General features: G+C 43.4%; 12 protein-coding genes. 1 reads left to right on the forward strand and 11 read right to left on the reverse strand.

Annotation, left to right across the window (positions count from 1 at the left end):
* Positions 1-9: 9 nt before the first annotated feature.
* The 11 genes from CSE00_RS01170 to CSE00_RS01220 form a co-directional block, all read right to left on the reverse strand.
* On the reverse strand, positions 10-594 hold the full coding sequence (locus tag CSE00_RS01170; protein ID WP_345775207.1) for a diadenylate cyclase: 585 nt from the start codon (positions 592-594) through the stop codon (positions 10-12).
* A gap of 48 nt (positions 595-642) precedes the next feature.
* A complete protein-coding gene (locus tag CSE00_RS01175; protein WP_127942767.1) occupies positions 643-2562 on the reverse strand; it encodes a hypothetical protein in 1920 nt (639 codons plus the stop codon).
* Between the two features lie 31 nt (positions 2563-2593).
* Entirely contained in the window at positions 2594-4729 is a 2136-nt protein-coding gene (gene rnr / locus CSE00_RS01180; RefSeq protein WP_127942768.1) for a ribonuclease R, read from the reverse strand.
* Positions 4730-4966, reverse strand: coding sequence for a preprotein translocase subunit SecG (secG, locus tag CSE00_RS01185; RefSeq protein ID WP_127942769.1), 237 nt, complete (start codon positions 4964-4966; stop codon positions 4730-4732).
* A gap of 22 nt (positions 4967-4988) precedes the next feature.
* The gene (locus tag CSE00_RS01190) at positions 4989-6029 is read right to left on the reverse strand and encodes a sodium:calcium antiporter (protein ID WP_127942770.1); all 1041 of its coding nucleotides are present in this window, start codon (positions 6027-6029) and stop codon (positions 4989-4991) included.
* 22 nt (positions 6030-6051) lie between these two features.
* A complete protein-coding gene (gene whiA / locus CSE00_RS01195) occupies positions 6052-6888 on the reverse strand; it encodes a DNA-binding protein WhiA (RefSeq protein WP_161565531.1) in 837 nt (278 codons plus the stop codon).
* 24 nt (positions 6889-6912) lie between these two features.
* Positions 6913-7857 (reverse strand): FAD-dependent oxidoreductase, encoded by a 945-nt coding sequence (locus tag CSE00_RS01200; RefSeq protein ID WP_236631436.1) that lies wholly within the window; start codon positions 7855-7857, stop codon positions 6913-6915.
* Positions 7841-8899 carry a prolipoprotein diacylglyceryl transferase gene (lgt, locus tag CSE00_RS01205; protein WP_127942772.1) on the reverse strand — a complete coding sequence of 353 codons (1059 nt, stop codon included), beginning with the start codon at positions 8897-8899 and terminating at the stop codon, positions 7841-7843. The genes CSE00_RS01200 and lgt overlap by 17 nt, the downstream gene beginning before the upstream one ends.
* The gene (gene hprK / locus CSE00_RS01210; RefSeq protein WP_127942773.1) at positions 8899-9831 is read right to left on the reverse strand and encodes an HPr(Ser) kinase/phosphatase; all 933 of its coding nucleotides are present in this window, start codon (positions 9829-9831) and stop codon (positions 8899-8901) included. The genes lgt and hprK overlap by 1 nt, the downstream gene beginning before the upstream one ends.
* A complete protein-coding gene (gene uvrA / locus CSE00_RS01215; RefSeq protein WP_127942774.1) occupies positions 9818-12661 on the reverse strand; it encodes an excinuclease ABC subunit UvrA in 2844 nt (947 codons plus the stop codon). Before uvrA ends, hprK begins: the two co-directional genes overlap by 14 nt.
* Positions 12662-12814: 153 nt before the next feature.
* Complete coding sequence (locus CSE00_RS01220) at positions 12815-13525, reverse strand: lipoprotein 17-related variable surface protein (protein WP_127942775.1); 711 nt, start codon at positions 13523-13525, stop codon at positions 12815-12817.
* Positions 13526-13626: 101 nt separating this feature from the next.
* Here CSE00_RS01220 and CSE00_RS01225 point away from each other — a divergent pair, with 101 nt between their 5' ends.
* Positions 13627-14904: an HAD family acid phosphatase gene (locus CSE00_RS01225; protein ID WP_127942776.1), complete on the forward strand. Its 1278-nt coding sequence runs from the start codon at positions 13627-13629 to the stop codon at positions 14902-14904.
* Positions 14905-14910: the final 6 nt, after the last annotated feature.

Raw genomic sequence — 14910 nt, forward strand, 5'->3', positions numbered from 1 at the left:
GTGGCTCGTTTAACTGAGATACTCGGTTAACTTTTCTTGGAACTCACTAGCTTTAACAACCACAAACTTACTTTTGAGCGTAAAAGTGATCGCTCCCGAAGTTTCCGAAACCACGATTGTTAAGGCGTCGGTGCTTTCAGAAATGCCTAGCGCGGCACGGTGACGCGCTCCAAAGCGATTACTAATTGACTTGGAGGTGATTCGGTAGTAAGTCGCAGCGTACTTAATTTTGTTGTCTTGGATGATAATCGCGCCATCGTGAAGAGGAGAGTTTTTGTTAAAAATAGCCAAAATTAAAGCCGAGGAAATGTTAGCGTCTAACTTCACGCCGTCAGTGCGATAGTTGTCAAGCGTGTCTTTGTTAATGATGGAAATAATCGCCCCGACTTTGTTACGTGAAAGTTCCACTACTGCGTCGTTAATTTGGTGAACTAAACGAATTCGTGAAGACTCGCCGAGTGTTTTGTAGTTGGGCTTAAAGTGGTGCTCACGTGCCCACTTAATGATCCAAGGCAAAAGTTGCACCACCATAATCACAACTAGCAGCGCAATTACGACTATTCCAATTACTTTGAAATTTTGTTGGTCACTCACTTTTAAACTAAGTCTTCTCGCCCTCGAATTACTACCATTATATGTTTTTTAATCGGTTTTTTGCAAACTGGACAAAGACGGCGTTTTTAAAGGGCGTTTTTCCAAAAAATCAGCGATATAACGAACGTTTTGCTCCGATAATTTGCTTGGATAGGTAGTTTTTTCCAAAAATTTTCCGCCCACTAAATCAAAACCGAGGTTAAGCGCTCGCGTGAAGGAATTAAGATCTTCAATTTCAAAAGCAACGGTTTTAATTTGGGGAGCAATTTTGCGAATCTGCTCGGATGCGCAAACGTTTAACGCCTCGCTGGCACAGAAAAGGAATTTCGGTCGTAGTTGCTCAAGTCAAATTAGTCGAAAAGATTTGGAAGCAAAAAAAGCGATTCGAACGCCTTGCTTTTTGAGAAGCAAGACATTTTGCCTAAGTTTACCTCACTCGCGAACTTTAGCCAGTAAATGGTCGGCAAAAATCAAAACCACTTGGGTAGGCAAAACATCCAAACTCTCAAGTCGTCGCATGAAAATGCGAGCGTCAAAATCGGTGGTTAAAATTTGCGGAGCGTAAAAAAAGGCCAGACTAGTTCGTGAAGTTAACTTGCTCAGCGATGTGAAGGCGACGTAACGGTCAAAAACTCTCTGTCAACCCAAAAAGTTGATGTATTTGTTGACCGTCTCTTTCAAATCTGAGTAATCAACTTTTTCAGTTCTGACAAAGTTTAAAACGGTTTGACCTTTCTTAAGGTCATAAAGCGGCACGAAGTAGTTAACAAAGTTATCCAAACCAATGCGCTTATCCAGCAAAGAAAGTTCACGGGTTTGGTTAACAATTTTTCGTTCAACCACAGGGTCAAAAAGCTGAACCACGTTTTCGCGGTTTTTGCTGAAATTGGCCAGGGCAAAGTTAGCCATGTCGTTGAGCTGTCAAATCGATTGCGATTGCAAACCGTAAAAAGCAACTCCCGCGTAAATTTTAACGGGGACCTTTTCTTCCCAAGAAGTTAAGTAGGTAGTTGAGCGACGTTTCACGATTTTTTCCAACGTAAATAAAGCGTCTTGCGGACTTCGATCTGAAGACGCGTTGCCCGTTAAACTAAAGCGGTAGTCGGGTTTGGCGCTCAGGGGTAGAAAAAAACCGTAACGTTTTTGGTCAGCACGAAACAAAATCGCCTCGCTGGGAAAAGCCTTTTCAAAGTCTAATAAAACGCTCTCGCGAATTTCCAAGTTTTTTTCGATCGAGCGTAAAGGCGGATAACGGAAAACGAAAATGCCGTAAATACCAAAATTAACTTTTTGTTCGCTAATTAATTGCCCAATTGCAACATCGCGTAAGCTAGTTCGGTAGTAACGCGAAAAATTAAAGTTAACTGCTTGGTACAAAATGTTGGCCGAAACTAAAAAGTTGATTGCCAAAACTAAAAACGAATAAACCACGAAAGCGGTTAAAAATGGAAAGAAGTGAATTTGCGCGATTTTTTGTCAACCAACTTGGTAAACCTGTTGTCAAACTATGAGTGTGACGGCGCTGACCAATAAGCAAGCATTGATCACCCAGGCGTTGTAAGAATACTTGTTTTTTCAAAATTTAACGATTTGACCAACGATCAACCCGAGCGCAAACCAAATAAGTGTTAAGTAGATTAAAAGGTCAATCTCGTACGCAACCAAGTAGTAAACAAAAGGCGGCAAAACCGCTCAACTAGTTACTAAAGCGCTTTTCACGAAAAGCAGCGTTAAGCCTACAACTACAAAAAGCGGCGTAGCGTATCCAGGTGAAATCGCCCGGGCAATCAAAGCAAAAACGATTACGAAAAAGCCGTGCAAAACGCCTTCAGCCATGTCTTTGACCGCGTCGTAAATTTTCCAAGCAAAAACGGTTTTGCTAGCCCGAATTTTTTCAACCACGATGTAAGAAGCGAAGAAAAAAATAACTAACAGAAATATTAGGCCGATTTGGGAAAGAGCGAACACTCCCCTATTATAAGTTGACTAAATTAGAAACTTAAATTTGCTGAATCAAATTGTTTTCGCGTCAAAGTTCGTAAAATTCGCTCAGCACTAACTCAATCTTGCCTTCGTTTTTAAATGTTTTGACGATCGTAACATCAACCATGTCGCCGATAACAAAGCGACGTTTATTGCTTCGCAAAATTAGTCCATTCTCTTCCACGCTGTACTTGCCGTCTAACAAAGATGAGAGGTGAACTAGACCGCCAGCTTTGTTAGGAAATTCCACGAAAAAACCAAACTTGCTAATCGTAGTAATTTGACCGGTGAAAGTGCGACCGATTAATTTTGAGTAAAACTCGGCTTTCTTGATGTCATCAACTCTGCGCTCTAATTCCATGGCGCGCTGCTCGGCTAAAGAGCAGTGCTGAGCAATGTCGTCCAATATTTCTCGGAAATGCCCGCTCGCTTTGGGGTCTTTCTCCACGAAGTAACGCCGCAGCATGCGGTGAACCATTAAGTCGGGGTAGCGCCTGATCGGGGAAGTAAAGTGGGTGTAGTAAGTTGAAGCCAAACCAAAGTGACCGATGTTTTGAGCCGAATAAACCGCTTTGGCCATCGTGCGAAGCATCATCACTTTCATAAAATCGTCAAATCTGAGCGCTTTAATTTGGCGGATGGCAAGCGCAAACTCGGCCGGAATTGCATGGCGCGGAATTTTAACATCAAGCTCCAAAACCCGCACCACGTTTTCTAAGTTAGTCAACTTCTCTAAGTCGGGTTTGCTGTGAACGCGGTAAATAAAAGGCATTTCTAGTTTAGACACGTGCTGAGCAATCATTTCGTTGGCGCGTACCATGAAGTCTTCAATTAGCATTTCTGACTTGTCGCGTTCACGGGCAACAATGTCAACTGTTTTGCCAAGCTCGTTCACAATGATTTTTGACTCTTCAATTTCAAAATCAATGTAACCTTCCGACTCTTTCTTACGGCGAATCACACTAGCCAACTCAAGCGCTTGATCGAGCATTTTTTCTAATTCCGGTTCGTGCAGTTTTTCCTCACCGCGGTAGTAATTATTAACCGCCTGATAAGTTAAACGTTTTTTGGACTTAATGACCGCTGGGCAAATTTGGTATTTGAGTGTTTCACCGCGGTGATCAATTTCCATTTCAATCGCTAAAACTAACCGATCCACGTCAGGATTGAGCGAACAAATGCCGTTTGATAACTCAAATGGCAGCATTGGGATAACCCGGTCAACCAGGTAAACCGATGTGCCGCGCTCAAAGGCATCGTGGTCAAGCGGAGTGTTTTCGGGTACGTAGTAGGCTACGTCGGCAATGTAAACACCTAACCAAAAAGTCCCCTCTTTAGTTTTGCTTACCCAAATGGCATCGTCAAAATCTTTGGTGTCATCACCATCAATCGTCACGATTAGTTTTTCGCGTAAATCTAATCGACCTTCCAAATCTTTTTCCAAAACGTGAGTCGGCAACTTTTGCGATTGGTGACGAGCTGCGGTTGAAAAGCGATAGGGAACGTTAGCGTCTTCAATCGCAGATAAAATGTCTATCGCTACGTCATCGGCTTTTCCGATGATACGCACTAATTCGATCAAAACTTCGCGCGGATTAACTTCCAAAATTTTGACTTTAATTTGGTCGTTCAAGGAAACAAGCGGTTTTTTCACAAATCGAAAAGGCCCGCGAATTTTGCTATCAAGCGGTTTAATGCTTAAAAAGTCGTTTTCCAAAATCACTTGGCCCACAAAAAATTCTTTGTTGCGCTTAACCACTTCCAAGATGTAACCTTGGTAAAGCTGGGTCTGTTTGTTTTGACTCACGTTGCGCACATCTTTAAAGTAGCGCACTTTTACCATGTCGCCATTTAAGGCATTGCCGCTGTCGCGGTTTAACACAAAAACATTTTTCTCCTCGGCTTTGACAAAACCATAACCTCGGTTTGACCCCGAACTGTAAACGCCCTCAAGTTCGCCGAGAAACTGCGGAACAAAGTATTCCTGATCATAAGTCAAAAAGATATCGTGTCGTTCAACCAGATGGTTTAACGCCCGCGATAAAGAACGGTTTTGCTCGCGAGATACGTTCAACTTACGAGCCAAAAAACTAAAAGAACTAACGCCAGAATTTTTGACGGTTTGGTAAATCAGATCTAAACTAATAGCCATTTAATGCAGTGCCCTTATAACTAACGAGATCACCAAAAGCGCCAGACCCAGCCCAAACATTAACCATTTGAGTAACTTCTTGGACCCGCGTTCTTTGGAAATTTTAAAAAGATCCAAATCGCTCGAACCAACGATCGCTCCCGAAAAAGCGTTTGAATCCGGTGCCATCATGAGAGAAACGATCAAAATTACGAATGATAGGGCGAAAAGTATCCAAACTAAAGCAATGATTGCCATCTTATTTTACCCTCCGTTTAAATTATAAAACCGCCATTAGTACCCAACCGCCAATGTAGATACTCGCGATTAGCGAAGGAACAACCAAATAATAGCGTTTTTTCTTGACAAAGTTCAAAAATGTTGCTTGAAAAGCGAGCAGAATAATCATGATGGAGGTTTGTAAACTGAGCGGTAACAGAGCGCTAACATCTGGATTTTGGTTGAAAATCGCGTCTTTAGTGTAAATCATGTCTCCGACAAATGGAATCGCCAAGTTGAATAAGTGCGAACCAATAATCGAAAGCGTCGCAGCCGCTAACAATCGTTTACGAAGCATTAAAACAAACACAGAAGCCTCGGGCAAAGAAGTGCTAATTGAAAGAAACACGCCACCAACTACGTTGGAAGTTAAGTTGTACCCGTCGGCCATCGATTGGGCTACCCAGTTTAAAACTAAAGCTCAAACAATTAAATTCAGACCTCAAAAGACGAAGAAAAAAGTTGCCTTCTTTAACGAAATATCCTTACTTTTATAAATTGCCGGTTCATCGTCGTTATCCCCATACTTGAGTGAAACTCAAAGCGAAATAACCCAGAAAAGAAAAAAGAGAAGCGGCACAATTCCGATTGCAAACCGACCTGGCGTCCCGATTACTACGTCGCGGTTGACAGCCACCATCACCGTAAAAAAAACAATCGCTCCGGCCGACATCCAGAGCGAAATTTTAGCGTAGTGGTTTAGGTGTTTTAAAAACATGGAACGCACAAAGATAATCGCTGATACGGCCACTAAAAAAATGGAAAAAGAATTGGAACCCATGTCATCGGCGAGGCCGATCTCGGGTTTGCCGAGCAGCGCCGAACTAATTTCGGTAACTAGTTCGGGAGTTGAGGTAATTACGGCCACAAAAGTGCCGCCCAAAAATGAATCGTTCAAATTGCTCTTGTTGGAAATCACGCCTAAGTTTTGAACTAACCTAAACGAACACCAAACTAGCACGCAACTTACCAAGAGAAACCATAGAACTGATAACTTGCCGCCTAATGATCAGCTCGAGATTCAATCGGAAATAACCGCCATGGGTAGATTATACAACCAGGAATTAATTTTTACCGGCTGCGTAAAGGCGGCGTAGTTTAATCAAATAATGGTTAGCAGCAGAGCGACTAATTTTGTTTTGGTGCTGACTGTTGTAAAGCAGAACTAGTTCGCTGAGCGACAAATAAGGGTTAGTTTTTTTGAGTTCAAAAAACTTTCAAGCCTTGGCAGGGAAGTTTCCCCGACCGGCAAATTTTTGAGCCTTTTTAAAACTGCTCAGAAAAACTTGGTTGGCCTTGGCTAAACGGGCTAAGTTGTAAGTATCAAGGTTAGAGTAGCGGTTAAAATAGTTGACGTAATCGCGTTCAATTCGGTGGTCTTCAAACTCTAAGACCGCCGAAAAAACGTGGATTGACTTTAAAAAATCGGCGATTTCTTCGGCCTTTTTTAAGTAAAGAACTGGCCTTTCTCGGCGCTTAATCAACTGAAAAGGAAAAGCGTGCTGGTTTAAAAAACCGAGTAACTGGCGTGCTAGCGCCCAAGATCGAACTTGCATTTCTAAGTGGTACCAACGCGAAGTTAGTTTGGAAATTGATCCGCCACTCACAAAAACGCCCGCCAAAAAATAACTTGGGTAATCGCTAAAAGTTAGTTTTTTTAACTTGTCAATCTCTTTGATCGTTAAAACGTTAGGCGCACTGTGACTTACCAAAACGGGACTTTTTTGCAAAAGTTGCTCTAGCGCTTGGCGAAGAGCAGAATTAAAAATTTTTAAACGGCAAATTGATGGCCAAGGTTGACTAATTAAGTTAGTTAAACCGAGCACAAAAGCGCCCAGCTCTGACTGAGCAAAGTCTTGGCTGACAATTTCCATTTTAACGCGCTGGGTAAATGACTCCACGCTGTCCTCGATTCCGGGCGCCAATTAAATACGGTTAGCTAAAATTTTGCCCACGATTACGCCGTCAGCGACGGCTGTCGCGATTTGTCTAACTTCTTTGGAGCGCACATCGCCAACCGCGTAAATACCGGGAACTTTCGTTTCCATGTAATGGTCAGTTTCAATGAAACCAACCGGGTCGCTCACACCAAGGTGAGCCACGAGTTGACTGTTAGGTATGTGGCCGATGTAAGGAAAAACGGCGCTAATGTTCATTTTGACATCCTGACCGTCAACAGTTGCCTCGATCGCCTCTAACTGATCTTTGCCGATTAAACGTTTAATTTCTCCCGACGTAAAAATTGTCAAATTCTTTTTGTGCGTGGCATCTTGGATCAACTTTTTTTCGGCGATTAATTCCTCGGGTTTACGAACAAAAACGTAAACGTGGCTAGCGACCGAAGTTAAGTAGGCTGCTTCTTCTAAAGCCGAGTTGCCGCCGCCAATTACTGCCATCGGCTGATCTTTAAAAAGCGGTCCGTCGCAAATAGCGCAGTACGAAACGCCGCGGTTTTCAAACTCCGTAATTCCGACGATGCTAGTTGGAATGCGCTCGGTCATACCGGTTGAGATTATGACCGCTTTAGCGCTCAAAGTGGTTTGATCTGACAAAGTTACCACTTGACGCTGAGGCCCTTGCGAATCAACTCGCATAACTTTGCCGTATTTGTAAAGAGCGCCAAAAGCTTGAGCATGGTTAAACATGCGCAGCGATAAATCTGGTCCTTCAATTAACCGCTCTCCGCTCCAATTTTCAATTTTGAAAGTTTTGACCATTTTTCCGCCCGGTGCGCCTTGTTCAATAAAAACCGTTTTAAGGCTAGCTCTTGAAGTGTAAATAGCCGCGCTTAAACCGCCTGGTCCGCCGCCAATAATGATCACATCGTATTCAACTGGTTTGTTTTTGCCCATCTTAACCCACTTGCTCATCGCTGGAAGGTTTTAACTTCGGCTTTTTGAGTTCGGCATTAATTTCCCGTTTAGACCACTTAGTTGAGTCTTGAACTGGAATTCAAAGACGAACTCTTTTTTCAACTTGCCGACCAAAGAAAATGTACCTCGGCCACGTTTGGGTTTCTGGACCCCACAAAATGTACTTATGGCGCGGTTTAATCGCAATGATCAGTTCGTACTCTTTTTTAAAGGACATTAAAATCGCATCGGGCAGCAGTTTTTCAACCCATGGGTAAAACGGTCTTGACAAAAACTGGTACCAAATTACGAAAAACATGCCCACGCAAATCATTAGCAAAGCAACCACAAACGAAATTGGTACGTTGCCAATTCGCATAATGTCTTTTGGGTCCCGAATCGGTTCCATCGCCGCGCGAATTACTCCGTAAACAACAAAGTAAAGACCGCCCGTGACGCCCGGACGCAAGTAGTTTTTGTTAACCAGCACCCAAACTAGTAGCACGTACCCGATGAAGTTAGCAAACGATTCATAGAGAAAAAGTGGTGCCCGGTAAGCGTGTTCAATGTACATGTGCGACTTAATGCCGATTCAGTCAAGTCAATTGAGTGAATTGCCGCTTACCTCTAATCCGTAAACTTCGTGGTTAGCAAAGTTGCCTCAGCGACCAATTGTTTGACCAATTAATACGGCCGGCACGATCAAACCAAAAGCAGTTCGCATGTCAATCAGACGGCGTTTGGTGTAAGCGTAAGGCAAAACAGCTAGCGTAGAAAAGACAACTCCGCCGTGAATTGACATCCCTTGGAAAACGAAAAATCTAGATCAAGCTTCCGGGTTAGAAAAGGCGTACCACAAACGAGCCCCGAGAATGGCGCTGGGTATCGCGATGATCAAAATTACTTGGAGAATTTCCCACGAGTAACGTTGGCGTTTCCAAAAGTAGGCTACCGTCAAAAAAGAAGCTATCACGCCTAACAAAATTGTGATGGGATAAGGACTTAAAAAACCGATTTTCCAAATCGGTTCGCCTCTTTTTCAAGATCCGTCTAAATACATTAGTGCTCCCCTTTTTGACGTTTAGTGATTGTTTCTAGCGGATTAATCCCGTCTTTTTTGGCAAGGTAAACATTTGCAGCCGCCTCAATTAAAGTTGCCGAAGAGCGACCTTGGTAAATGGGAATTTTAACTTTTGGCAAAGTCGTCTGCAAAACTTCGTAACGCAAATTTTGAGTGCCTAAACGGTCAAATTTCTGGAGGCTGTCGGGCACGACTAATTCTACCACGAAGTCAATCGTGGTTGATTCCTTGACAACTTTAAACCCGTACACGTGACCAATGTCAACTAAACCGATGCCGCGGGCTTCCAAAATGCCGCTCGTAATCGGAGCTGACTCGCCAATAATTTGCCGCCCAATTCGTTTGACAATTACGGTGTCATCGGAAATAAACAAGTGACCGTTTTGAATTAGTTCCAAAACCGCTTCCGATTTACCAATGCCGGATTTACCGGTGATTAAAACTCCCACGCCGTTGACAATCATGAGCGATCCGTGAACGCTTTGACTAGGTGCAAAGTAAGTCGCTAGGTAAAGTCCGATCGTTGAAATCACGCCTGACAAGTGGTGTTTAACTTGGCTAACGGGGATTTTGAAGCGGTTAGATTGTTCAATGATTCAGCGCAAAGACTGACCTTTGACGCCCGAGGAAAGAATCACGAGCGGAGTTTGGGTTGATAAAACGTTGCCAAGCGCTTGAACGGCCTTTTGAGGACCAATTTTTTTCAATCAATCGTTTTCCTTGGTACCCCAACCGATGATGTGGGCTTCCTGGTGAGCATTAGCAAAACCCATTAGTTCTAGACCAGCCCTGTTAATGGCGGCTCCGCGCACAATTCGGTCCAAGTCTAAATCAGCTTTTTGGTTAATCAGTTCTAAGTCAAAAGTTTCAATGACTTCGCGTGATGTTAGTGGTTTTTTATTTGCCGTCATGCAAAATCTCCCGCAAATACTTAGCGGTGTGCGATTGCTCACTCGTAGCAACTTGCTCGGGAGTGCCTCTGGCTACCACTAAGCCGCCCTTGTCTCCGCCGTCGGGTCCTAGGTCAATTATATAATCACACGATTTAATCACATCTAGATTGTGTTCAATTACCAAAACCGTGTCACCGCCGTCCACAATTCGACCTAAAACTTTGATTAACTTTTTAACGTCCCACTGGTGCAAACCGGTGGTTGGTTCGTCCAAAATGTAAATTGTTTTGCCGGTCGGTTTTTTTTGCAAAAAAGTCGCCAGTTTAACCCTCTGGGCTTCGCCACCCGATAAAGTTGTGGCGCTTTGACCCAGTTTGATGTAGCCTAGTCCCACGTCAATAATCGTTTGAAGTTTGTGTTTGATTTTAGGGCGGTTGGTAAAAAATTCAAAAGCTTCGTAAACTCGCATCGCCAAAACATCGGCAATTGACTTATTTTTGTACTTGGCCTCCAATGTTTCGTGGTTATAACGTTTACCATCGCAAATGTCGCATAAAACGTAAACGTCGGGCAAAAAGTGCATTTCAATTCGGAGTAGACCATCGCCTTGGCATTTCTCACACCGACCTCCATCAACGTTAAAAGAAAAACGTCCCTTCTGGTAGCCGCGAGCTCGGGCAACTTGGGTTTGGGCAAAAACATCGCGGATGTCGTCAAAAACGCTCGTGTAAGTGGCTGGGTTAGACCGAGGGGTTCGGCCGATTGGCGACTGCGAAATCGGCACAACTTTGTCTACAAATTCAATTCCCTTGAGTTTGCCAAACTGACCCGGCGCCATGAAAGGATTAGTCAGACGTTGAATTAATGCTTTGGCGAGGATTTCATTAACTAGGGTCGATTTACCCGAACCCGAAACTCCCGTCACGCCAATTAGTTTACCGAGCGGAAATTTGACGTTAATTCTTTGGAGATTATTTTCACGCGCGTCTTTAATTTCCAAAACTTGCCCGTTGCCCGAGCGACGGTAAGATGGGGTTTCAATTTTAAGTGCACCCGTTAAAAACGCTCCGGTAACCGATTCGGGCGATTTTTTGATTTGCTCAAGATCGCCTTGGGCCACAATTTGTCCGCCCTCGTCGCCTGCTTGAGGACCAATGTCAACGATGTAATCAGCCGAGCGAATCGTTTCTTCATCGTGCTCAACAACAATTAAAGTGTTGCCGATGTCAACCATTTTTTTTAGCGCGGTAATTAAACGCCGGTTATCTTTTTGGTGTAATCCAATCGAAGGCTCATCTAAAACGTAAAGCACGCCAGTTAAGTTGGAGCCAATTTGAGTCGCTAGACGGATTCGCTGCGATTCACCACCCGAAAGCGTTTCGGCCTTGCGGTCCAAAGACAAGTACTCTAAACCAACGTTAATTAAAAATTCCAGTCGGTGAGTGATTTCGTTTAAAACTAAGCGCGCCACTTTTTCTTCGTAAGGCGAAAGTTCAAGTTGCAAAATAAATTCGAGTGCTTTTTCAATCGGCAAAGTGGTCAACTGGTGAATGTTTAAATTGCCAATTTGAACTGCTAAACCAAAAGTATTTAAGCGCGCTCCGTAGCAAACGTCGCACTCGCGATCTGACATAAAAGTGCTTTTGTACCATCCGCGGATTTGTTCCGAACTAGTGTTCAAGTAACGGCGTTCAATTTTAGGTATCAGCCCTTCAATGTAGCCGTTTTTTTGGTGTCTAATTCCGCTGCGCGAAACCAAATCGTAATCAATCGCTTCTAGCGATCCGTGCAGAATAATTTCCCAATCGTTTGAACTTAAATCTTTGAGAGGCGCGTCTAAACTAATGCCGTAAAAATCTAGCATCGCTTTGAACTCTTGCCAGTCTAAGTTCTCCGAATCAACTAAGTTTTGGTAAAACTTGATGCCGCCCTGACGAATGGAAAGACGACGATTAGGAATTAGTTTGTCCACGTCAACGGCTAACTTTAAACCTAGTCCTTTGCAGTCTTGGCACATTCCTTGGGGAGAGTTAAACGAAAAAAGTCGCGGCTCAACTAACGGCATATTAAAATCACAAACCGAACAAGAGTGGTACTTTGAAAAAGTTTGTCTGTTCTTGCCATCCGCACTTTCGACTAGCATTAAACCTTTGCCGTGCTCCAAAGCAATTTCAATCGCTTCGCTAACTCTCGGACGTGTTTCAGGAGTAAGACTAATCCGGTCAACGACGATTTCAATGTTGTGGCGACGGTTTTTAGGTAAATTTATTTCTTGGTCAAGGTCAAGCATGTGACCATCAACCATCACGCGCAAGAAACCTTCCCGGCGCAGTTTGGCGAGCAATTGTTGGTGTGTGCCTTTCTCATTTTTAACGACTGGCGCTAAGATGTTGAGTCTAGTGCCGGTCGGATGGTTGAAAATGGCGTTTTGAATGTCTTTGTTAGTTTGAGCGGAAATGGGTCCGTGGCCGTTAGGACAAAAGGCTTTGCCGATCCGGGCGTAGAGTAAACGCAAGTAATCGTAAATTTCGGTGACAGTTCCGACTGTAGAACGCGGATTATTGTGGGTGGTTTTTTGTTCGATTGAAATGGCCGGCGAAAGACCATCAATCGAATCAACGAGCGGTTTTTGACTCGAACCAAGAAACTGGCGCGCGTAAGAGGAAAGTGAATCGACGTAACGACGGCGTCCTTCTTCGTAAATTGTGTTGAAAGCTAAAGATGATTTACCACTCCCGGATACGCCAGTAAAAACGATTAACTTGTTTTTGGGAATTGTGACGTTAACGTTTTGGAGGTTGTTCTCTTTGGCGCCTTTAACGATGATGTACTTTTGACTATCTTGCATAGTGGAGGACTATTATAAAGAAAAACCTAATGGTCTTGCTTTGAGAGACTGGCTCGCCTATCGCCTGCTTGATAATTTGTGCCTAACCTCCTTAGTGAGCTTGCTTAACCCTAATCTAGTTTTGTGACTCCCTACTAGTCGTTTTATCCAAAACTACTTTGTGGGCGCAGGCAAAAAACCAACGACTTGCAAATCTTTACTTCTTTCTTCACCTTTAAATTTTAATTCAGCGCGAATTTTCACCTTGCCTAGACGTTGGTTAACCGATAAGACTATGTAAGCTACCTCAGCTCCGCGCAAGTTGAAAATAATTTTCGTGTCCAAACCAAGTTGCTCAAGAGTAGCAAATCGACCAACGACAATTTGATGCTCGTTGATGCTCTGGTTAGTTAAACTCGTCTGGTAAACGGATTTAATTTTGCGAATTAAATGGTTCAAAATATCGCTTTTGGTGCTTGTCAAAAAACCTGCCACCAAAATCACTTTGTTGACAATTTTCCGACTCGTTTGAGCATCCAATAAGTGGACTTGCAACTGACCACTTTCGTCATCAATCTCCACCACTTGCAACTTAACTTTTTGCTTACCAAGCGAAATTTGACCGACTAAACCCAATTGGTTAACCGTTAAATTTTGGCCAATTTCAAAATCTAAAGTTGTTTTATCAGTTAGTTTTGTTTGGTAAACATCTTTAAGTTCCAAAACCTTTAACTCTTGCTCTTGATCTGGGTCTTTGGTTTTGTTGGCGCCAAAACCATCGGTCCCAAAGTGAATAATTGTCGCTACTGGAACAGTTACAGTTGTGAGTGCGGCCAAAGATAACAGATACTTCTGGTATTTCTTGAGACTTTTGCGGTCAATCATTTCCCAACGCCTTCCCTGTTTTTAACAACATTATAATGTTTGCAAGGTCTAAAACAGCCAGTCGGCTGAGTTGTCTGTCGGCAAATTGAAAAGGAGTGGTTATGAAAAAACAAAAAATTTGGTTCGGTTTGCTAGGGTCAATCGCACTAGTTGCGCCGGCAACATTTTCGCTGGTAGCGTGTCAAAACCAAACTAGCCAAAAAGAAACGCGGGAAGAAATTGACAAAGAGCAAGGGATTCGCGACTTATACTACGCGACTTTGTGGCAAACTTCGGCCGAACGACGAGCTTTAATCATGACTCAGTATCAAAACGCTAAGTCACAATTTAAAGCTGCCCTAAGCAAAAACAAAGATTTACTGGACTTGGAAGCGATCAAGATTGATAATAGGTCAAGACCAAAAATTTCCAAACCTCGCGACGGACTTTTTATTCCGTTAGTCGTGATGGACATTGATGAGACAATTTTGGACAACACTCTTTACCAAGTTTACTTAGCGCTAAGTCAAAGTCAGGGATTTAAAGCGGAGAGTTGACACAAATGAACCCAAGCCCAAAAAGCCCCGATTTACCCCGGGGTGATCGAATTTGCCAAATTGGTTTGAAACAGCGGCGCGATGGTAGCGTTTGTTTCCAACCGCCGGCAAGGGAACTTTGGAACGGGCGACGAATTAGTAGCAACGCGCGCCAACCTAATTAAAGAAGGTTATCCAAGCGGTTTTTTAGATAGTTATTTGTGGTGAACAATGGGCTCTTTGCCCTACGGAGAAACTCAGCAAAACGAGCAAAGCATAGCCGCTTTAAAGCTGAAAGAGTCACGCTATGAATACATTAACGAGCACGGACTTAGTTCGCGAGAGCCCGAAGAGCTAGGTTTAAAAAAGGAGCAAGGTTGGCAAGACGAGTTAAAGACCCCGGTCAAAAATTTACCGGTGCAAATTATTATGCGAGTTGGTGACGACCTTAACGACTTTAACGACCACTTAACCAAGGGCGGTCACAAAATTAGCCATCAACTACGACACGATTATTTAGACGATCTAGACATCGCAAAACTTTTTGGTCAAGTCAGCCCGCGGGTCAAATTTGAAATTAATTACAGCCAAGGTAAGAAAATGATTACCAAAAGGATGCACCCCGAATCGCATGTCAATCAAATAGACAACACCTTAGTTCGAAAAGGCTACGTGGACAGAGTGGCTTGAATGCCAAAAAACAGTCCTAACATTTGGGAAACCTATTTATTAATGGGCGGCAACAGCACTTACGGCGGTTGACTTTCATCTTACCAAGCTGAGCACGGCAAGGGGACCCAAGGAGTTCGTAAGGCCTTGGAAAAATACTGGATCGCTGCTAAGGGCGATCAGATTTTCGCTTAAGGACCA

Origin of the sequence: Mycoplasma sp. ATU-Cv-703 (assembly GCA_004011965.1) — a bacterium.
In the GTDB taxonomy this organism is placed as follows: Bacteria; Bacillota_I; Bacilli_A; order Mycoplasmatales; family Metamycoplasmataceae; genus RYZV01.